This is a genomic window from Plantibacter sp. MMLR14_011 (genome assembly GCF_001865025.1).
Taxonomy (GTDB): domain Bacteria; phylum Actinomycetota; class Actinomycetes; order Actinomycetales; family Microbacteriaceae; genus Plantibacter; species Plantibacter flavus_A.
The window spans coordinates 535,843-555,982 of the sequence record NZ_MJGW01000017.1 but is presented as its reverse complement, the minus strand read 5'-3'; the positions used below and the strand labels follow the sequence as shown (position 1 = coordinate 555,982).

Below are 20,140 nucleotides of genomic sequence, written 5' to 3'. Positions count from 1 at the left end.
TCAGCTCGGAGTGGGTACGCTTATCCCTGAATCGGGGGATGACAGAAGCAGGATACGCACATGCCCGAACGACGACCACAGCAGCAACGAGGTCATGAACGACGCCAGACCGTCGTCGAAGGTGCCGCGCGCATGTTCGACCGGGTCGGCTACGGACAGGCGAGCCTGTCGGACATCGCCCGCGAGGCGGGGACGACGCAGGGCTCGCTGTACTTCTACTTCCCCTCGAAAGAGGAACTGGCGATCGCCGTCATCAACGAGCAGAGCACGCGCTCGATCGCTGCGCTGACCGCGCCGACCACCGCGCCCTCGCCGTTCGGCGGGCTGGTCCAGGCCTCCCGCGCCATCACCGAGCAGCTGCTCACCGACCCCATCACCCGCGCCGGCCTGCGGCTGTCCCTCGAGCAGGGCGTCATCCAGGCTCCGACGACCGCGTTCCACGAGCAGTGGATCGCGAGCGTCGAGGAGCGGGTGCGGGCCTCGATCGAGCTCGGTGAGTTGCAGTCTCCGCTCGAGCCGGCGGAACTGGCGAGGTCCTTCGTCGCGTTCTTCACCGGGACACAGCTCATCTCGAACCTGCTGGCCGGTCGGACCGACCTCCTCAACGCGGTCGACACCATGTGGCGGATCCTCATCGCGGCGGTCATCGTCGCGGACCGCCAGGCCGAGGTGCTCGCCGTCCTCGACGCCGCCTTCGACGCGCAGCACGCCTGAGCGGTCGGGTGCACGTTAGGGGGTAGCCCTGACGCACGCGCCGTGAGGTCACCCTAAACTGAATCGGGTGATTAACTCACTTTGCTGATCGTCGTGCGACGACGGATGGATCACGGTGTGCGGGGGCATTCCGCGTTCCATCGGCGAAGAGTTGGTTCACGTGCCGGGCTGGGCGATGTCGTGGGGGGATCGCCCAGCCGACGGCGTGTGGACGCCTCAGCGGCCGATGGCTTGCGGCGCGTATCGGTGCTCTGGACGCCCCGTGGTCCCGTACCGCAGCTGCGTCGTCAGGAGACCTCGAGCGGCCAGCGCGGAGAGGTACCGTTGCGCCGTCGCGCGTGAGACGCCGACCAGCTCGGCCACCTCGGCGGCCGAGCGCTCGCCGTCCGCCTCCGACACCGCCTCGAGGACGGCCGTCTCCGTGGCGGACCTCGACCGGGTCGTCGCCCCGGCGTCGCCGGAGTGCAGGATGCGCAGGGCGCGCTCGATCGTCTCCTGGTCGGCGTTCACCGCCTCGCCGAGGACGTTCCGGAACCGGGCGTAGGCGGCGAGCCGGTCCTGGAGCACCTGCGGCGCGAACGGCTTCACCAGGTACCCGAGGGCCCCGGCGCGAAGCGCTCGGCGCACGGACGCACCGTCCGACGCTGCGGAGACGACGATGGTGTCGATCGGGAGGTCCACGAGGAGCTCGAGCCCGTTCCGATCCGGCAGATAGCCGTCGAGGAGCACGAGGTCGGGTGGCTCGGTGGCGATGCTCCGCGCGGCCTCGGCGGCCGACCCGACAGGACTGAGCGCGCGGAAGCCGTCGACCTGGTCGACGATCCGGCAGTGCAGGCGGGCGACGTGGAAGTCGTCGTCGACGACCAGCACGGTGAGATCGGCCGTCACGATCCCTCTCCCGCCAGGGACTGCGCCGGCTCGACCGTCCCGGGGAGCCGTGCGCAGAAGACCGCTCCGTGTTCGCCGCGGACGCCGGGGGACGCCAACCAGACGTCGCCTCCTCGACGACGCGCGATGTCGCGCGAGAGCGGCAGACCGAACCCGTGGCCGTGGACGTCGTCCGGGTCGCCAAGGCCGATGGTCGGGGCGGCGGGTGGCGCGTCGTCCTGGCCGGTCGCCGCGACGCCGTCACCTGAGTCCATCACGGAGCAGTGCAGCTCGGTGCCGTGGTCGAGGACCTCGACCTCCACCCAGGCCGGTCGGACCCGGCCCGAGACGGCCGCGTTCACCGCATTGTCGAGCAGGTTGCCGAGGACGGTGGTCACGTCCTCAGGATCGCACAGGGAGCCGGTGACGAGGGTCTCGGAGCCGATGGTGACGAGTACCCCGCGTTCCGCGGCTTCGACCCCCTTCGCACCGAGGAAGGCCTGGAGGTAGGGCTCGGTGAGGCGGTCCGCGTGCTGCACCGGGTACTTCAGCGGTCCGTGGTCGAGCACGTTGGCGAGATACTCGCGGGCCTCGGCGTCCTGCCCGGTCTCGAGGAGGCCGGAGATCGCATGCAACCGGTTCGCGAACTCGTGCCGCTGCGCGCGGAGGGCGGTCGTCATCGTCGCGACCGCGTCGAGCCGCCGGGTGAGCGCCTCGACGTCGGTGCGGTCGCGGACGACGACCACTCGCCCGAGGTCGACGCCGTCCCGGGACACGGGCCGGACGTCGACGAAGAGGACGCGGGACCCGACGACGAGCTGGGCCGAGGTCGGCCTCGCGGCGTCGTCCGCGACGAGGTCCACCAGTCGCTCGGGCAGATCGAGGTCGTCGAACCGACGCCCGATGACCGACCCGATGTCGAGGAGCCTGGCCGCCTGCTCGGTGCACACCGTCACGACGCCGTCCGGCGAGACACCGAGGACGCCTTCGCCGACCCCGCCGAGGACCGCAGCCTGGTTCTGCACGAGCGCGGCGAGTTCCTCCGGTCCGAGGCCCAGGGTCAGCCGCCGCAGCCGCCGCCGGATGAGCATCGAAGCGATCAGACCGATCGTCAGCGCGAGCAGCGCTGCGCCCGCGACCAGCATGGTCTCGCCCACGACGTCGGCGAACACGCGCTGCGGGGCGAACCCGACGCTGATCTCGCCGACGACCTCGCCGGCGCCGGACGAGACCACGGCCCCACCGGTGTCGGAGGACTCGGCGGCGAAGACGGGCACCTTGGCGCGGGCGGACGGGCCGAGGGTGCCGGTCTCCCACGAGACCGACTCCGTCCCGGCCAGGGCCGCCTCCGCACTGGTGCTCACCCGGAGCCCGAGCTGGTCGGGGTCGGGGTGCGCCAGACGGATCCCGCGCTCGTCGGTGATGACGACGAAGAGCGCCCCGGTCCGTGTGCCGACCTCCGTGCCGAGCTCCTGCAGGGGACCGGTGCGGAGGTCGGCCGCCGTCGGCGTCCCCGGGGTACGTGCCTCGAGCGTCACGGCGGTCCGGACGTCGGGATCGCTCGCGACGCTCTGGGCGATCGCGAGGGCGGTGGACTGGGCCTCGCGCACGAGGCGCTCGCTGCTCATCCAGGCGAACACGCCCGTGCACACGGCGACGACCGCGATGACGACGACCAGCTGCAGCACCAGCACCTGCGCCGCGAAGCTGGAGCGCCCGGCCCGTCGTCGACCTGGCAGCTCCGCTTCCTCGCCGATCATGGCTCCGATCGTACGTCGCCGGGGCGATGGGCGGTGTCGACCAGGTGATGAGCAGAATGCGCAGAAGGTCGTGTAACCCGCAGATCCGAGCCGAACGCCCACAAGCGAGACAGTTCCGTGCCACTCCCGTACGGTTCCGGGAACGCCCGCCGCGCTCGGTCCATCGCCCGTGTCGCCGCGTGACGTCCCATCGTGCACACCGCGGTGCACGCAGACGAAGGAGTCGACATGCTGGTCATTCTCGGATTCGCGATGATCCTCACCTTCATGGTGCTGATCATGACGAAGCGCCTCACCCCGATGGTGGCGCTCATCATCGTCCCCACGGTCTTCGGGCTGTTCGCCGGCGCCGGACTCGGGCTCGGCGACATGGTCATCGAGGCGATCGGCAGCCTCGCTCCGACCGCCGCCCTGTTGATGTTCGCGATCATGTACTTCGGGATCATGATCGACGTCGGGCTCTTCGACCCGCTCGTGTGGTTCATCGTCCGTGCGCTGGGCAACGACCCGGCGAAGATCGTCGTCGGTACGGCCCTCCTGGCGGGCGCGGTGTCACTCGACGGCGACGGGTCGACGACCTTCATCGTGACGACCGCCGCGATGTTGCCGATCTACCTGCGGCTCGGCATGAACCCGGTCGTCCTCACCTGCGTCGCCGGGCTCGCGAACGGCACGCTGAACATCGTCCCGTGGGGTGGGCCGACCGTCCGCGCCGCTTCGGCCCTGGGTGTCTCGCCGACCGAGATCTTCGTCCCGATGCTGCCGTCGCTCGCCGCCGGCCTCGTCCTCGTGTTCGCCTTCGCCTGGTTCCTCGGGCTGGGGGAGCGCAAGCGCCTCGCGGGCGTCGACCTCCTCGGCGACGGTGCCTCCGGCGTCGCCGCACCGGGTTCGGGTTCCGGGCCCGCCGACCACCCGCTCACCGGCGGCATGTCGACGACCTTCTCGACCAGTGCCCGTGGGCGCCTCGCGACCCTCGTCCGCCCCGACGACACGGCCATGGCCGACACGATGCTCGACCCCGAACGCGACACGCTGCGCCCGCGCCTCATCTGGGTGAACCTCGTGCTCACGGTCGCGGTCATGACGCTGCTCGTGCTCGACCTCGTCCCGTTGCCCTACGTGTTCATGGTCGGCACCGCCATCGCCCTCCTGGTGAACTTCCCGAGACTCGCGCAGCAGTCCAAGGAGATCGTCGCCCACGCCCCGAGCATCGTCGGCGTGGTCTCGATGGTGCTCGCGGCCGGTGTGCTGATCGGCGTCCTCAACGGGACCGGCATGGTCTCCGCGATGGCCGACTGGATCGTCGACATCATCCCGACGGAGCTCGGTCCGTTCCTCGCGGTCATCACCGGGGTGCTCAGCATCCCGATGACGTTCTTCATGAGCAACGACGCGTTCTACTTCGGCATCCTGCCGGTGCTGGCCGAGAGCGCTTCGACCTTCGGCATCGAACCGGTCGAGATGGCGCGCGCGTCGATCACCGGTCAGCCGGTCCACCTGCAGAGCCCGCTCGTTCCGGCCATCCTCCTGCTCGTCTCGCTCGCCAGCGTGAACCTCGGCGACCACCACAAGAAGGTCCTGTGGCGCGCCGCGATCGTCTCGCTTGTGATGCTCGTTGTCGGCGTGCTCGTCGGCACCATCCCGTTCGGCTGACACCGGCGGGCACCGCGGCTCAACGCGTGGTCGTCCAGTCGAGGTTGACGACGTCGCCGATGTAGATGTCGAGTCCGAGGCCGGGGATCGACGGGTTCATGCGGAGCAGCTGCTGCTGCGGCAGGTCGAAACGCTGCGCGATGTCGAAGAACACGTCGCCGGCGACCACCGTGTAGGTGAGCGGGTTGCCCTCGGCATCCGTGGCGACCGGGCCGAGCGCGCCGTCCCGCGGCCCGAGGTCGAACGCCGGGCCCTCCGGAAGCGGTTCCGCCGGTTCCGCCGGCGCGTTCGGCACGATCGGTGCCGGCTCAGGAGGCAGGGCGTCGCGCGCGGTCGAGGTGGGCACCGGGGCGACCGAGGGCGACGGGTCGGGCTGCTGGGTGACGACCACCGTCACCGGAGGCGGGGCCGGCTGCGAGACGCAGCCGCTCAGGGTGAACAGACCGGCCACGCCGATCGCGAGGTTCCGGGCGTACGGCAGCGCACGTCGACGCCCGGTCGATTCCTTCGGCCCCACAGCGCATCCCCCCCAGGATGGACCGGGCCCGCAACGCGGTCGGCTGGGCTCGGTCGAACCCTCAGCCTACGGCGAGGCGCGGCGAGTCCGAGCAGGGCTAGCCCCGAAATCCCGAGCGCGGGGGCCCTCCAGTAGGCTGCTGGAACGCGCATCGAAGGAGAGCCATGACGGAGCAGGACATCGACCGGACCGGAACGGGAACCCCCGCGGCAGGACCGTCCACCGGCTTGCGATGGGGCATCCTCGGCCCTGCCGGTGTCGCGAAGAGCTTCACCGCCGACCTCCGACGGCACGGCTTCGACGTCCGGGCCGTCGCCTCGCGATCCGCCGAGACCGCAGCCGCGTTCGCCGCCGAGTTCGACATCCCGAACGTCCACGTGGGGTACGAGGCGCTCGCCGCCGACCCCGAGGTCGACGTGATCTACATCGCGACCCCGCACCCGTTCCACGCCGAGCAGGCGGTGCTGGCGCTCGACGCCGGGAAGCACGTCCTCATCGAGAAGCCCTTCACCCTCAACGCCGCCGAGGCGCAGGCGGTCGTGGCGCTCGCCGCGGAGCGCGGCCTGGTCGTGCTCGAGGCGATGTGGACCCGGTTCCTCCCGCACATGGTCCGGCTCCGCGAGTTGCTCGCCGACGGTGTCATCGGACAGCCGCGTAGCCTCGTCGCCGATCACACCCAGCTGCTCTCGGACGACCCGGAGCACCGCATGAACAACCTCGAGCTGGGCGGCGGCGCGCTGCTCGACCTCGGCGTGTACCCGGTCTCCTTCGCGTCGTCCGTCTTCGGGACCCCGACGACGATCCAGGCCACGGCCGCGCTCCGCGACACGGGGGCGGACATGCAGGTCGCGACCCTCTTCGGCTACGCGGACGGCCAGGTGGCGAACACCCTGTCGGCGAGCAACACCGTCGGCCCGAACCGCGCGGCCATCGTGGGGACCGACGGCTGGATCGAGTTCGACCGCGTCTGGTACACGGCGACGACGTTCCGGGTGTTCGGCACCGACGGCGAGGTCGTGGAGACCTACCGTTCCGAGGTGGACGGCCGCGGGATGCACTTCCAGGCGTGGGAGCTCGAACGGCTCGCCTCCGAGGGCAAGCTCTCCGGTGACATCATGCCGCTCGCCGAGACGGTCGCGATCATGGAGACCCTCGACGAAATCAGGCGCCAGATCGGCGTCCGGTACCCGGGCGAATGACCCGAGGCGCCTGAACACGCGGGTCGAGACCGATCCGTCGTGCCCGAGCGCCCTCGTGCAACTCGATGGCGTCGCTGTAGTGCCCGATGAGGGCGCTGCTGACGCTCTTCCAGCTGCGCGGCAGGACGCCGGCCCGAGCTGCGGCACCGAACGCCGCCCGCTTCACCTCGTCGCCCACGAGGTCCTGGGCGAACCCGCGCAGCTGTTCGAGCCTGCCGGGTTCGTAGAGCCACCCGGTGCGGCTGGAGTCGACGAGGTCCACCGGTCCGCCCCGACCGGTCGCGACCACGGGTACCCCGGAGGCCATCGCCTCCTGGATGGTCTGGCAGAAGGTCTCCGACTCGCCGGGGTGGACGAACACGTCCAGCCCGGCCATCGCGACCGCCAGCTCCTCGCCGCCCAGGAATCCGGTGAAGACCGCGTTCGGAAGTCGCTGTTCGAGCGAGGCACGCAGCGGCCCCTCGCCGACGATGACGAGCTTCACGCCCGGGAGTCCGCCGAGCACCGCGAGGTCCTCGACCTGCTTCTCGGCTGCGAGTCGACCGACGTAGCCCACGATGCGCTCGCCGCCGGGAGCGATGGACCGACGCCAGGCCTCGCTGCGCCGTTCCGGGGAGAACCGGACGGCGTCGACGCCCCGCACCCATAAGCGGACCCGCGGGATGGCGTGCGCCTCCAGCTGCGCGATCGACTGCCGTGACGGCGCGAGCGTGAGCGTCGACCGGCCGTGGAGGCGCTCGACGTGTTGCCACAGCAGCGCTTCGGCGACCGGGAACCCGTACCGTCCGGCGTAGGCCGGGATGTCGGTCTGGTACACGGCGACGGTCGGGACGCCCAGGCGCTCGGCGGCCTGGACACCGCGCCAGCCGAGGACGAACGGCGAGGCCAGGTGCACCACGTCGGGGCGGAAGCCGCGGAGGAGCTCCGTGATCCGGCCGACCCCGCCGGCGGCGACCCGCACGTTCCGGTAACGGGGGAGCGGGATCGACGGGACGCCGTCCACCCGGAAGCCCTCGTGGAGCCGCGGCGTCGAGGCTCCGGCGCCGGGGGCGATGACGAGCACCTCATCCCCTCGGTCCGCGAAGTGCTCCATGATGCGGAGCAGGGAGTGGGTGACGCCGTTCATCTGCGGCAGGAACGACTCGGTCACGATTGCGATCCTCACACCCGTGATGCTCCGCGTCGTACGGGTCGCAGCGGTGCCCGGCGGGCGACGTGTCGGTGACCATCGGGTGACATCGCGGTGCCGCACGATGAGGCGCAGCCTGCTTTACTTATCGCATGAGTGCTGGTGGATTCGGAAGCGGCGGCGGGAGCGCGTCGGAGCGGATCGAATCCTTCTCGTACACCCCGGCGCGGCGGCTGCGGCCGAACGCGAAGGTCCTGCCGGAACACGCCCGCGGCCACAACCGGGCGCTCGTGCTCCAGACCCTCTTCGCCAGCGGGGCCATGAGTCGGGCCGACATCGCCCGAGCCACCGGCCTGACCCGGGTGAGCATCTCCGACCTCGTCGCCTCGCTCATCGCGGACAACCTCATCGTCGAGGTCGGGCTCCGCGAGACCTCTCGCCCGGGCAAGCCCGCCACGCTCATCGACATCAACCGCGACGAGTTCCAGATCGTCGGCCTCGACCTCTCCGACACCGAGGTGTTCCGAGGCGCGGTGCTGACGCTCGACGGCGAGGTCGTGACCATGCTCGAGGTGCCGCTCGACGGCGCCATGGGGGCGGACGCGATCGCGAAGGCCGTCGCGCTCGCCGCAGATCTCGTCGAGGAGGCGACGGTCGAGGTGCTGGGCATCGGGGTCGGCTCGCCCGGCATCGTCGACATGACCGGCACGGTCCGCAGCGCGCCGAACCTCGGCTGGACCGACGTCGACCTCCAGGGGGCGATCGAACAGGTCGCCCAGGTACCCGTCCTCGTCGCGAACGACGCCAATGCCGCCGTCCTCGCGGAGTACAGCTTCGGCGGGGCGGACGGCGACCTCTTGCTCGTGAGCGTCGGGAACGGCGTCGGGGCGGGGCTGCTCGTGGGCGGTCACCCGCTCTTCGGGAGCCGGTTCGCAGCCGGTGAGATCGGCCACGTGGTCGTCGGCACCGACGGTGGACCATTGTGCGCCTGCGGGAAGCGTGGGTGCCTCGAGGCCTGGCTCGCCGTGCCGCACCTGCGCGAGCTCCTCGCGGCGGCCGAGGCGAGCGATCTTCCGACCGCGGAGGTCGAGCAGCGTCGCGAGGAGATCCTGCGCGCGGCAGGGGAGCGACTCGGTGTCTCGCTCGCCGCGATCGTCGGTGCGCTGAATCTCTCGGAGATCGTGGTGAGCGGCCCGGAGGAGTTGCTCGCCGGCGTGCTCCTCGACGCGGCGATCGAGACCGTGCGGGCGCGCACGATGACCGAGTTCCACGGCGGCGTCCAGATCCGGATGAGCGAGCAGGGCGCCGACATCGTCCTGCGGGGCACCGCGGTGATGGTGCTCTCCGGCCTCCTCGGCGTCTCCTGACCCTCGGACGACGCGCGCGTCGCACATTTCCTCGGCGGACTCGGCGAAAAACCGCACCGCTTCCCGGTGTTTCCACTACCGGGCACGTATGGTGCAAGTGTGTGGCGGCTAGAGAAGAGACGGGATGACGGCGACGTGACGTCCGGAGTCGAACGGGAAGCAGCGGAGGCGCAACTCCGCGAGGGTCCCGTGGCGGCATCGGCAGGCGTGGTCGACACGGCGCTGCACGCCTGGCGTCAGCAGCTCAGCACGGTCGGCGGCCCCTCGCCGCTGCTCCACTTCGTGGACGCCCCGACGACCCGGGTGGAGCTCAGCTCGACGCATCCCGGTGGTCTGCCGCAGTTCATCTCGGGCAAGTCGACGCTGCTGTCGAACCTCATCCGCGACGAGATCGCGCTCCGCGGAGCGAAGCGCGCCGCCGATCGCATCACGACGAAGGGCATCGAGCTCTCCACCGTCCGCGGCATCGACGCCGTCCACCTCGCCGTCGGTCTCGCCCAGTGGACGCATCAGGGCGAGGACTTCAGCGCGCCGGTCCTGCTCCGACCGCTGGCCATCCGCCGGTACGGTCGCGACTTCGAGGTCAAGCTGCGCGGTGCCACCACCGCGAACCCGGAGCTCGTCCGCGCCCTCCGCGAGCAGTTCGGCATCGTCCTCGATCCGGACGAGTTCGTCGCACTGAGTGAATCGGGTGGCGTGTTCAAGCCGCAGCCCGTCATCGACCGCCTCCGCTCGCTCGCCGCCGGGCTCGAATGGTTCACCGTGCAGCCGCGTCTGCTCGTCTCCTCGTTCGCCGCCGTCGGTCACTCGCTGCTCGACGACGCCGCCAAGCTCGACCACCCGATCCTCGACGCCGTCGCCGGCGACGAGGGGGCCATCGGCCTCGTGCGCAGCAGCTTCACGCCCGTCGACGCGCCGGGCCAGGACGACCGCCCGCCGTCGACCGACACCCTCCTGCTCGACGCGGACGTCGAGCAGGAGAACGTCATCGCCCAGATCGGCGCCGGCAACTCGCTCGTCGTCACGACGCTGCCGGGCACCGGCGGGACGCAGACCATCGTGAACGCCATCGGCGTGCTCGCTTCGCAGCACAAGCGCGTCCTCGTCGTCAGCCCCCGTCGCTCCACGCTGGAGGGCATCCGCCACCGCCTGACCAAGGTCGGTCTGCCGGGCCTGTGCGCGTCGCCGTCGACCCTCCGTCGCGACCTCATCCAGGCGATCACGCGCAACGAGCGGGCGATCCCGCCGCAGGTCGGCGAGGTCGACGACGCGCTCGTCCGGCTGCGTCGGGTCCTCATCGACTACCGCACCTCGCTGCAGGCGAAGGACCCCGATCTGCGGGTCTCGGTCATCGACGCACTCGAAGCGCTCTCGAAGCTCTCCAAGCTGCCGCACCCTCCGGGAACCCTGGTCCGACTCGACCGCCAGACGCTCGTCGGACTCGCAGCGGGCCGCTCCCGCGCGGCGGAGGCGCTCGAAGGCGCGGCCGCCCTCGGTGAGTTCCGCTACGGACCGGGCGACTCGCCCTGGTACGGCGCGTCGTTCGACACGACTGCGGAAGCCCAGGAGACCCACGACCTCGCCAAGCGCCTGCACCGCAAGGACCTGCCGCAGTTGCTGGAGCGTGCGTACGGCCTCATCGGGCAGACGCAGATGCGGCCGTTCGAGTCCATCGACGAGCTGGGTATCTACCTGCGACTCCTCGCGGACATCCGTGAGACGCTCGACCGCTTCCAGCCGGACGTCTTCGACCGGTCGCTCGCCGACCTCATCGTCGCCACGAGCCCGCGGAAGGACTCCGCCGCGATGTCGTCGGCGAGCCGCCGGCGACTCAAGGCCCTGGCCAAGGAGTACCTGCGGCCCGGCGCACACGTGCCCGACATGAACGCCGCACTCCGTCGGATCCAGCAGCAGCGCACCCTGTGGCAGCGCTATGTGACGACCGGTGCGCCGCCCGAGGTGCCGCTCGGCATCGCGGACGTCGAGCAGGCGTACCAGACGGTCGCCGCGAAGCTCGAGCTGGTCGACCAGCCGCTCGGCATCGCCGACACCCCGGACCGCCTCGGCCGCCTCGCGATCCCGAGTCTCGTCCGCACGATCTCCGAGCTCGCTGCCGAGTCGGAGGTCCTCCACAACCTCCAGGAGCGCACCGCGATCCTCGCCGGCCTGCGCGAGCAGGGCCTCGGTGAACTCATCGTCGACCTGTCCCAGCGGCACGTGCCGCGGACGCGCCTCGCCGACGAGCTCGAACTCGCCTGGTGGCAGTCGATGCTCGAACTCGTGCTCACCGAGGACCGCGGTCTGCTCGGCGCGAACACGAGCGTCGTCGAGCGCCTCGAGTCCGACTTCCGGCTGGTGGACGAGGCGCATGCGTCCGCGTCCGGGCAGCTCCTCGCCTCGCTGCTGGCCGACACCTGGAAGATCGGTCTCGTCGACCACGCCACCGAAGGTATGGCGCTCCGCTCGCTCCTCAAGCGCGATCGACCGCTCCGAGCGGCCGAGCTCGAGCAGGCGGCTCCGACGCTGTCCCGCGTCCTCGCGCCGGTCTGGCTCGTCTCGCCGTACGAGGTGCCCCGCATCCCCGAGAGCGCGTCCTTCGACGCCGTCTTCCTCGTCGACGCGGGGGCGACGCTCCTCGCGGAGAACGTGGACGCCATCCGTCGTGCGCGTCAGGTCGTCGCCTTCGGTGACCCCGTGACGCAGAGTCCTTCGCCCTTCGAGATCCGTCTGACGGATCAGGAGGCGACGCCCGAGCAGCACGCCGACATCGCCGAGCTGCACCGTGAGTCCGCGCTCGAACAGCTGAGCTCGGTCCTGCCGACCCTCATGCTGACGCGCTCCTACCGCGCGGGAGGCGAGGACCTCGCGGAACTCGTCAACGAGCGGTTCTACGGCGGCCAGATCGACTCCCTGCCGTGGGCGGGTTCGTTCCTCGGCCACGGCAGCCTGAGCCTCGACTACGTGCCCGGCGGGCTCGGCATGCCCGACCCGGTCACCGGAGCGGTGGAGAGTGTCGACGTCGAGGTCGAACGGGTCGTGGAACTCGTCCTCGAGCACGCCTCGAACCGCCCGAAGGAATCCCTGATGGTCGTGACCGCGAGCGACAAGCACGCGGTCCGGGTCCAGCAGGCGGTCCTCGCAGCGTTCTCCCGTCGTGCCGACCTCTCCGACTTCCTCCTGCGCGAGCGGGCTGAACCGTTCACCGTCCTGACACTCGAGCAGTCCGTGGCCGAGAGCCGCGACCGCGTCATCTTCTCGATCGGGTACGGTCTGACGCCGCACGGACGGGTCCTGTCCGATTTCGGCGCACTGGGTCAGCCCGGCGGCGACCGGCTGCTAGCAGTCGGCATGACGCGCGCGCGGCGGTCCATGGTGATCGTCTCCTGCGTCCGCCCCGAGGACCTCGACCAGAACCGGATCCAGCACGGCATCCTCGCGCTCGCACGCATCCTCACGGACACGTCACGCCGCGCCTCCGAGGATCAGGCGACGCACGAGGCCGAGCCGATGCTCGTCGACCTCGCGACGCGCCTCGAGACACTCGGGATGCGGGTCGACATGGGCTACCGCGGCAAGCTCGCCCTGGTCGCCTCGTGGGGTGGCCGAGCCGTGGTCGTCGAGTGCGACGAGGAGCTGGGTGACGCGAGCCTCCGGGAGTCGCTGCGGCTCCGCCCCGACGTCCTGCGCCGTCTCGGCTGGCACTACGTCCGCGTGCACAGCTTCGACCTCTTCGCCGACGCCGAGGCGGTCGCGCAGCGCGTGGCCGGTGTGCTCGGGCTCAACACGACCGAGCACCTCGACACCGCGCCGATCGCCGTGCAGGTCCCACGCCACTGATGGTCGGACACTGATCATGCAGGACGATCAGGAGCCTCGGATCGTCCGTCCCCGAGGATCGAGGCGGGCGATCCGCCCCGGTGCTCCCGGGACGGATCCCGCGCCGCAGCTGCCGGCCGATCCCGTCAAGGCTGCGGAGGACACCGACGCCGCTTGGGGCGGAGCCGCCAAACCCGCTGGCGGCGGTGGCAACGACGACGAGCTGCAACGCAACGTCCCGCCCCACTGGTGAGCGGGACGGGACGTCGGTGCTGCTCGACGAGTCGGACTAGCGGCCGTCGGTCGTGTCGTCGCGAGCGGGCGGCAGCGGAGCGCTCGTGCCCGTCTTCAGCACGTCGCGGATCTCGGTGAGCAGCGACAGCTCGCTCGGTGCTGCTGGCTCATCAGCGATCGTCGGCTTCGTCGTGACGCGCTTGAAGTGGTTCATCGGCAGCACGATGACGAAGTAGACGACGGCGGCGACCAACAGGAACTGGATGGTCGCGCCGATGAACGCGCCGAAGTGGATGACGGCAGGGTCGCCGTCGACCGTCGGGATGGAGACGTTGAACGCGTCGTTCAAGCTCTCCGCGCGGAAGAGCGCCCCGAGCAGCGGGTTGAAGATGTTCTCGACGAGCGAGTTGACGATGGCGGTGAACGCGGCCCCGATCACGACGGCCACTGCCAGGTCGATCACGTTGCCGCGGAGGATGAACTCCTTGAAGCCTTTGAGCATGGGGTCTCCCTGAGGATCGGGGATGGACAGGACCCTGGCTACGCTACCGGCTCAGGACGCGGCGCTCCCGGCGGAGGCCGGTGTGGCGCTGGAGCCGGAGCTGGAGGAGCCGCCCGAAGAGGAGGAACCGCCCGTGGTGTCCGAGGAGGACGAGCTCGACGACCCCTCCGAGGACTTCGAGGAGGCCGGGATGGAGCTCGAGCCCTTGCCTGCACCGGCGCGGGAGTCCGTGCGGTAGAAGCCGGAGCCGTTGAACGTGACACCGACCGCGCTGAACAGCTTGCGCAGCTTGCCGGAGCACGCCGGGCACTCGGTGAGGGAATCGTCGGTGAAGGACTGCTGGACGTCGAAGGCGTTGCCGCACTCGGTGCAGCGGTAGGCGTAGGTGGGCACGGGGTCTCCTGGGATGTGGTGGGTCGGCGCGCTCAGCGGCGCGGTCTGACCTGGTCGAAATCGAGGATGCGGCTCGGGGTCACGGCACCGCCGACGGGTTCGTCGTGGATCTCGCTCGGGACCTCGTCGAGGATCTCGGTGTCGTACAGCACGGCGTAGACGGGAGGGCAGCGCTCCATCGAGCCGAGCGTCTTGTCGAAGTACCCGCGCCCCCACCCCATGCGCATGCCGTGGGCGTCGACGGCGGCCGCGGGGACGAGGATGAGGTCGACGTCGTTGATCGCGATGGGACCGAGGGTGGTACCCACGACCTCGGGGGTGCCGGCGAAGCCCACCGTCTCGATGCCCTCTTCGCCGATCGTCCAGTCGAGGAGCCCGTCGGTGCGGGTGATGGGGAACAGGATGCGGATGCCCGCCTCCTGCGCCCATTGCAGGAAGGGCCTGGTGTCGGGCTCACTCGGGGAGGAGAGGTAGCAGGCGATCGAGCTCGCGCCGAATCGGGAGACCAGGGCTCGGAGGTTGTCCGTGAGGCCGGTGGTCGACCGTTCCTTCTCGAGGGAGGTGAGCAGCTCCCGCCGCTCACGGAGCTCGGCGCGCAGCGCTCGTTTCTCGTGTTCGGCGGGGCTCGTCATGCGACCCATTCTAAACGGCTCGTCGTCGCGCCCGGCTCGTTGCCCGTCGTCCTACCCGACATCCGCCGCCTCGTCCAGGGGTTCGGGGGATTTCACCCTCGATCGAGGGGGTATTCGGGTACTTCACCGACTCCACACGATAGGTTTTTCCTCATGACCACTCGTGTTACCAAAGCAGTCATCCCCGCAGCAGGTCTCGGCACCCGGTTCCTTCCGGCGACGAAGGCTCTGCCGAAGGAGATGCTCCCCGTCGTCGACAAGCCGGCCATCCAGTACGTCGTCGAGGAGGCCGTCAGCGCCGGGCTCGCCGATGTGCTCATGATCATCGGCCGCAACAAGAACGCACTTGCGAACCACTTCGACCGCGTGACCGAGCTCGAGCTCAACCTCGCGAAGAAGGGTGACACCCAGCGCCTCGAGAAGGTCAACGAGTCGAATGAGCTCGCCGACATCCACTTCCTGCGCCAGGGAGACCCGAAGGGCCTCGGCCACGCCGTCCTCCGGGCCAAGCGCCACGTCGGCGACGAGCCCTTCGCCGTGCTCCTCGGCGACGACCTGATCGACGCCCGCGACGTCCTCCTCGAGCGCATGCTCGAGGAGCAGGACAAGCGGAACGCGACGATCATCGCCCTCATGGAGGTCGACCCCGACTCGATCCACATGTACGGTGCGGCAGCCGTCGAGGCGACCGACGACTCCGACGTCGTGCGGGTGACCGGCCTCGTCGAGAAGCCTGCGAAGGAGGACGCCCCGTCCAACCTCGCCATCATCGGTCGCTACGTGCTGAAGCCCGAGGTGTTCGAGATCCTCGAGCGCACCGAGCCGGGCAAGGGCGGCGAGATCCAGCTGACCGACGCGCTCCAGGAGATGGCCGCCGACGTCGAAGGCACGGGCGGCGTCTACGGCGTCATCTTCCGTGGCCGTCGCTACGACACGGGCGACCGCCTCGACTACATCAAGGCGATCGTGCAGCTCGCGGTCGACCGCGAGGACCTCGGTCCCGAGCTGCGTCCGTGGCTCAAGGACTTCGCCGGGGACCTCGACTGACTCCAGCCGACGACACACGCCGCGCCCCGGGTCCGCGACAGCGGATCTCGGGGCGCGATGCTGTCGACGACGTGGTGTCGGTGCATCGGTGAGCGCTCCACTAGGCTCACCACAGAACGCGAGAGGGGTGGCACGGTGGCGCAGGTCGTACCCGTTCTGAGCAGTGGGCGAGTGAGCATCCGGCCGATCAAGGTCCGTGACGCGAGGCCGCTCGAGCGCGAGCTCGCGGAGAACCGAGCCTGGTTGCGCCGCTGGGAGGCGACGAGTCCCTACGGCCCGGTCCCGGCCGACAGCCGTGCGGCGATCCGGTCGCTGCAGAACCACGCGCGCTCGGGCGCGGGCCTTCCGTTCGTCATCGAGGTCGACGGGGAGTTCGCCGGCCAGCTCAACGTCTCCGGCATCACGTACGGATCGCTGGCCTCGGCGTCGATCGGCTACTGGGTCTCCCAGCGGTTCGCGGGTCTCGGTGCCACACCGATCGCGACCGCTCTGGCCACCGACCACTGCTTCACCGCCCTGCAGCTCCACCGGTTGGAGATCTGCATCCGGCCCGAGAACGCTCCGAGCCTGCGGGTCGTCGAGAAGCTCGGGTTCCGGTACGAGGGTCTGCGCCGCCGCTTCATCCACATCGACGGCGACTGGCGCGACCACTTCTGTTTCGGCCTCGTCCGCGAAGAGGTCCCGGGCGGCGTCCTCAACCGGTGGTTGGACGGCCAGGTCCCGAAGGACGCGTGTGTGATCCCCGAGGCCGACCGTCTCGCGGCCGCGGCGCCGTTCCCCACCCGCTGAGCAGGTAGCCGTTTTCGCCCTCCATCCGGGGACACACCCAGCTGTTGATCGGTCTCAGGTCATCGACCCGCTACGGTCAGGGACATGGACGGCGGATTCCTGAGCGGTGGGGTGATCATTCTGGTCGCAGCGATGCTGTGGCTGGTGTACCTGGTGCCGTCGTGGGTGCGTGACAGTCAGTTCTCGGCCAGCGAGCGCAACGCGATCCGGCTGCAGCAGACGCTCCGTGTGCTCGCCGAAACGGCCGAGGTTCCGGAGGCGGTCCGGCTCGAGGCGACGTCGCGTGAGGTCGCCGCGCAGCGCAAGCTCCTCAAGCAGCTCGAGGCCAGGACGAAGGCGACGGCCGAGGCGGCGGCCCGCGTCGAACTCGCCGAAGCCGATCGGATCCGTCGCGAGGAGGAGGCCAAGGCCGTGCAGGCCGAAGCCGCCGCCCGTGCCGCGGAGGATGCTCGTCGCGCCGCCGCTGCCGCAGCCCGTGCCGTCCAGCGCAACGCCCGAGCGGCGAAGCTCGCGCGGAGCCGTCGTCGGTCGCGGTTGCTCGCGACCACCGTGTTGGTCGCCTCCATCATCGGGTTCTGCTCCGGCGTGACCGCGTTCATCGCAGGTGGCGGTCTCGTCCTCGGTATCTCGTCCACGGTCGTCGGGATGCTCGCGCTCTCTGCGCTCTCCCGGATGTCGCGCATCGCCCACCGTGCCGTCGCACCGGTACCGGCGGTCGCTGTCACGACCAGGCGTGTCGAGTCGGCGCTCTTCGAGTACAACGAGCCCGTCAAGGCGGCGTCGCAGGCGCAGACCTGGACCCCGACGTCCATCCCGAAGCCGCTCCACCTCTCCGAGGGCTCGTCGGCTGCCGCCGAGCTGGCGAAGGCCGACGCCTACGACCGCCTGCGTCAGGCGGCCATGCAGGAGGCCATCGCGTCCCGCGCCGAGCGTCTCGCGCCGGTCGTACCGACGATCGTCCGACGTCCGGAGCCCGTCGCCGCTCCGCAGCCCGAGCGCGTCGAACCGCAGTCGGCCCCGAGTCGTTTCGCCTCGATGGGCGTCATCGACGAGGGCGAGATCGCCGCCGGCGGATCCACCCTGTTGCAGCGTCGCCGCGCCGCGGGCTGAGTCCCGACCGCGCCCGTCCGGTCGTTCATGAACCGGTCACCGGCGACGGATAGACTCGTCGAGGGGGTTCGTCGCTCGGTTCTCGTCGGCGCCCTGGAACGCGAAAGGTGACCATGGGCGTGTGGCGGAAGAGCCGGCGGAAGCCGATGAAGCCCTACGTCGCGCCCCCTGAGGTGGCTCCGCCGCCGGTCGAGCACGCGGTCGAGGAAGGCCTCCTCATCGCGCGGTCCTGGACCGTGGTCGAGGTCACGAACTGGATCATCGAGCGAGCACTCCGCGACGGCGCGTCCTACGACGCCGAGGCGACGCAGGCGGCTGTCCGGCGCGAGCTGGGGCGCATGGCGGACGAGCAGGAGGAGTACGCGGACCTCGCACGGGAGGCGCGCCAGACGGCCTTCCAGCGTCGGGGGAGTGCACGTCACCAGCACGACTACCGCGCGGGCGACCTGAGCGCCCTGTCCCGTCGCCGCGAGGTGTACTCGGGCCTCGCCGCCGAACTCCGTCGGGTGAGCAAGGACGAGGAGTTCGTCGCGGCGATCGCGGAATCCGCTCGTGAGCGTGCGTGGGGCGACCTGGAGCGCGCCATCCAGGCGAAGCTCGACCGGGTCCTCGACGAGCCGGTCGTCGACGAGCACTATCGGCGTGCCCGGAGCCAGCGGCTCCGCTGGTTCCGCGATCTCGACCTCGCTGCCCTCATCGCCGCAAACCCGAAGGACGGTGGCATGCCGGTCGACGACGGCCCGAACCCCTACGAGGACTAGCGCGGCCGGTTCGAAACGGGTCGTCGGTTCTGCTAGCCTGGACGAGTAGTTGGGCCCATGGCGCAGTCCGGTAGCGCACCTCGTTCGCATCGAGGGGGTCAGGGGTTCGAATCCCCTTGGGTCCACCAGCTGCAACGACAACCCCGCACCTCACAGTGCGGGGTTGTCGTGTTTCCGGGTGTCGGTAGCGTCCTGTGCCGTTTCGGCTGCGCTCCGCGTCCTGTACGGTCGGGAGCACGGCGCCGCTTCGGTTCCCGTGAACGGGACGAGCAGTCATGCCAGCACCATCCGAACCGACCGTGCAGCACGATGCCGTCCTCGGGGTGATCGGCACTTCGCTGAAGCCCGACGAACGACGCGTGCCGATCCACCCGGCGCACTTCGAGCGCATCCCGGAGGAGTTCCGGTCTCGGATCGTCGTGGAGCACGGCTACGGTGCCCGGTTCGGTGTCTCCGACGAGGAGATCGCGCCCTCCGTCCGCTCGTTCGCGACACGCGCCGAGGTCATCGCGCAGGCCGACGTCGTCCTCCTGCCGAAACCGCAGCTCGAGGATGTCCAGGAGCTCCGCGACGGGCAGACACTCTGGGGCTGGCCGCACTGCGTCCAGGACACCGCGCTGACGCAGCTCGCGATCGACAAACGGCTCACGCTGATCGCCTTCGAGGCGATGAACCACTGGGCCGCCGACGGCAGCTTCGGCTTGCACGTCTTCCACAAGAACAACGAACTCGCCGGCTACAGCTCGGTGATCCACGCGTTGGAACTCTGTGGCTCCACCGGCAGCTACGGCCGTCGCCTGACCGCTGTGGTCATCGGCTTCGGCGCGACCGCCCGAGGTGCGGTGACCGCGCTCAACGCCCACGGGATCCACGACGTGCGCGTGCTCACCAACCGCCGGGTCGCGGCGGTCGCGGCGCCCATCCACTCCGCCCGCATGATCCAGTTCGACCACGACGACGGCCCGTACCTGAGCGAGGTCATCACCGACGAGGGTCGCGTGCCACTCGCGCCCTTCCTGGCGGAGAGCGACATCGTCGTCAACTGCACGCTGCAGGACCCGAACGCACCACTGCTCTATCTCCGTGAGGACGACCTCGGCGCGTTCCGGCCCGGGAGCCTCATCGTGGACGTCTCCTGCGACGAGGGGATGGCGTTCGAATGGGCGCGTACCACCGGGTTCGACGACCCGATGTTCACCGTCGGGCCCGGGGAGATCAACTACTACGCGGTCGACCACAGCCCCTCGCTGCTGTGGAACTCGTCCAGCTGGGAGAACAGTGAGGCGTTGCTGCCGTTCCTGCCCACCGTCCTGGCCGGCCCGGCCGCCTGGGTCGACAGCCTGACCGTCCAGCGGGCTGTCGAGATCCAGGACGGCGTCATCCGCAACCCTGCGATCACCGAGTTCCAGCACCGGTCGGCGGAGTACCCGCACGAGGTCCTCCCGGGCTGATCGGTTCTCGGCCGACCGTTCAAGCAGCGGGCCGCGGCGGGCCTCTCGGTGAACCACTGACGGAGGCACCGCGCCCGGGAGGCCTCTCGTGGGCACTTCGACAGGCTCAGTGACCGGGGGTGGTCCGCCCGGAACCCTCCGGTCCTCGAGCAATCGTTCCCCGGTCACTGAGTGACCCCTTCCGGTCCCTGAGCCTGTC

18 protein-coding genes and 1 tRNA gene are annotated in these 20,140 nt (G+C 70.2%); 12 read left to right on the top strand and 7 right to left on the bottom strand.

Features of this window, described 5'->3' with window-relative positions; translation table 11 throughout:
* Window positions 1-60: 60 nt before the first annotated feature.
* The gene (locus tag BIU99_RS11010; protein ID WP_071261168.1) at window positions 61-714 is read left to right on the top strand and encodes a ScbR family autoregulator-binding transcription factor; all 654 of its coding nucleotides are present in this window, start codon (window positions 61-63) and stop codon (window positions 712-714) included.
* A gap of 216 nt (window positions 715-930) precedes the next feature.
* Here the strand turns inward: BIU99_RS11010 and BIU99_RS11005 are convergent, their stop codons facing one another.
* Window positions 931-1,602, bottom strand: a complete 672-nt coding sequence (locus BIU99_RS11005) for a response regulator (RefSeq protein WP_064296551.1) — start codon at window positions 1,600-1,602, stop codon at window positions 931-933.
* The gene (locus tag BIU99_RS11000) at window positions 1,599-3,341 is read right to left on the bottom strand and encodes an ATP-binding protein (protein WP_071261166.1); all 1,743 of its coding nucleotides are present in this window, start codon (window positions 3,339-3,341) and stop codon (window positions 1,599-1,601) included. The genes BIU99_RS11005 and BIU99_RS11000 overlap by 4 nt, the downstream gene beginning before the upstream one ends.
* 228 nt (window positions 3,342-3,569) lie before the next feature.
* Between BIU99_RS11000 and BIU99_RS10995 the strand changes: the two genes are divergently transcribed.
* Window positions 3,570-4,994 (top strand): CitMHS family transporter, encoded by a 1,425-nt coding sequence (locus BIU99_RS10995; RefSeq protein ID WP_071261164.1) that lies wholly within the window; start codon window positions 3,570-3,572, stop codon window positions 4,992-4,994.
* 19 nt (window positions 4,995-5,013) lie between these two features.
* Here the strand turns inward: BIU99_RS10995 and BIU99_RS10990 are convergent, their stop codons facing one another.
* Window positions 5,014-5,511, bottom strand: coding sequence for a LysM domain-containing protein (locus tag BIU99_RS10990; protein WP_064296548.1), 498 nt, complete (start codon window positions 5,509-5,511; stop codon window positions 5,014-5,016).
* A 164-nt stretch (window positions 5,512-5,675) separates the two neighbouring features.
* Between BIU99_RS10990 and BIU99_RS10985 the strand changes: the two genes are divergently transcribed.
* Entirely contained in the window at window positions 5,676-6,710 is a 1,035-nt protein-coding gene (locus BIU99_RS10985; protein ID WP_064296547.1) for a Gfo/Idh/MocA family protein, read from the top strand.
* Here the strand turns inward: BIU99_RS10985 and BIU99_RS10980 are convergent.
* The gene (locus tag BIU99_RS10980; protein WP_064296595.1) at window positions 6,673-7,875 is read right to left on the bottom strand and encodes a glycosyltransferase family 1 protein; all 1,203 of its coding nucleotides are present in this window, start codon (window positions 7,873-7,875) and stop codon (window positions 6,673-6,675) included. The two genes, BIU99_RS10985 and BIU99_RS10980, sit on opposite strands and share 38 nt — an antisense overlap.
* A 116-nt stretch (window positions 7,876-7,991) precedes the next feature.
* On the opposite strand from BIU99_RS10980, the gene BIU99_RS10975 reads away from it, so the two are divergent.
* From BIU99_RS10975 to BIU99_RS10965, 3 genes are all read left to right on the top strand, one after another.
* Window positions 7,992-9,206 carry an ROK family transcriptional regulator gene (locus BIU99_RS10975; protein WP_083397298.1) on the top strand — a complete coding sequence of 405 codons (1,215 nt, stop codon included), beginning with the start codon at window positions 7,992-7,994 and terminating at the stop codon, window positions 9,204-9,206.
* Window positions 9,207-9,341: 135 nt separating this feature from the next.
* Window positions 9,342-13,043, top strand: a complete 3,702-nt coding sequence (locus BIU99_RS10970) for an AAA family ATPase (protein ID WP_231884410.1) — start codon at window positions 9,342-9,344, stop codon at window positions 13,041-13,043.
* Between the two features lie 16 nt (window positions 13,044-13,059).
* Window positions 13,060-13,275: a hypothetical protein gene (locus BIU99_RS10965; protein WP_064296545.1), complete on the top strand. Its 216-nt coding sequence runs from the start codon at window positions 13,060-13,062 to the stop codon at window positions 13,273-13,275.
* A gap of 36 nt (window positions 13,276-13,311) precedes the next feature.
* On the opposite strand, the gene mscL is transcribed toward BIU99_RS10965, so the two are convergent.
* From mscL to BIU99_RS10950, 3 genes are read right to left on the bottom strand one after another with little or no spacing between them, the layout of a single operon-like run.
* Window positions 13,312-13,758 carry a large conductance mechanosensitive channel protein MscL gene (mscL, locus tag BIU99_RS10960; RefSeq protein WP_064296544.1) on the bottom strand — a complete coding sequence of 149 codons (447 nt, stop codon included), beginning with the start codon at window positions 13,756-13,758 and terminating at the stop codon, window positions 13,312-13,314.
* 51 nt (window positions 13,759-13,809) lie between these two features.
* Window positions 13,810-14,151, bottom strand: coding sequence for an FmdB family zinc ribbon protein (locus tag BIU99_RS10955; RefSeq protein WP_064296543.1), 342 nt, complete (start codon window positions 14,149-14,151; stop codon window positions 13,810-13,812).
* A gap of 32 nt (window positions 14,152-14,183) precedes the next feature.
* Window positions 14,184-14,783, bottom strand: coding sequence for a 5-formyltetrahydrofolate cyclo-ligase (locus tag BIU99_RS10950; RefSeq protein WP_064296593.1), 600 nt, complete (start codon window positions 14,781-14,783; stop codon window positions 14,184-14,186).
* Between the two features lie 153 nt (window positions 14,784-14,936).
* Here BIU99_RS10950 and galU point away from each other — a divergent pair, with 153 nt between their 5' ends.
* From galU to BIU99_RS10920, 6 genes are all read left to right on the top strand, one after another.
* Window positions 14,937-15,830, top strand: a complete 894-nt coding sequence (galU, locus tag BIU99_RS10945) for a UTP--glucose-1-phosphate uridylyltransferase GalU (protein ID WP_064296542.1) — start codon at window positions 14,937-14,939, stop codon at window positions 15,828-15,830.
* Between the two features lie 135 nt (window positions 15,831-15,965).
* Window positions 15,966-16,619 carry a GNAT family N-acetyltransferase gene (locus tag BIU99_RS10940; RefSeq protein WP_064296541.1) on the top strand — a complete coding sequence of 218 codons (654 nt, stop codon included), beginning with the start codon at window positions 15,966-15,968 and terminating at the stop codon, window positions 16,617-16,619.
* An 84-nt stretch (window positions 16,620-16,703) separates the two neighbouring features.
* A complete protein-coding gene (locus BIU99_RS10935) occupies window positions 16,704-17,729 on the top strand; it encodes a hypothetical protein (protein WP_064296540.1) in 1,026 nt (341 codons plus the stop codon).
* A gap of 107 nt (window positions 17,730-17,836) precedes the next feature.
* A complete protein-coding gene (locus BIU99_RS10930) occupies window positions 17,837-18,490 on the top strand; it encodes a hypothetical protein (protein WP_139205400.1) in 654 nt (217 codons plus the stop codon).
* A 51-nt stretch (window positions 18,491-18,541) separates the two neighbouring features.
* Window positions 18,542-18,618 (top strand) — tRNA-Ala (locus tag BIU99_RS10925).
* 147 nt (window positions 18,619-18,765) lie between these two features.
* Window positions 18,766-19,941 (top strand): N(5)-(carboxyethyl)ornithine synthase, encoded by a 1,176-nt coding sequence (locus BIU99_RS10920; protein WP_064296538.1) that lies wholly within the window; start codon window positions 18,766-18,768, stop codon window positions 19,939-19,941.
* The last annotated feature ends 199 nt before the right edge of the window (window positions 19,942-20,140 follow it).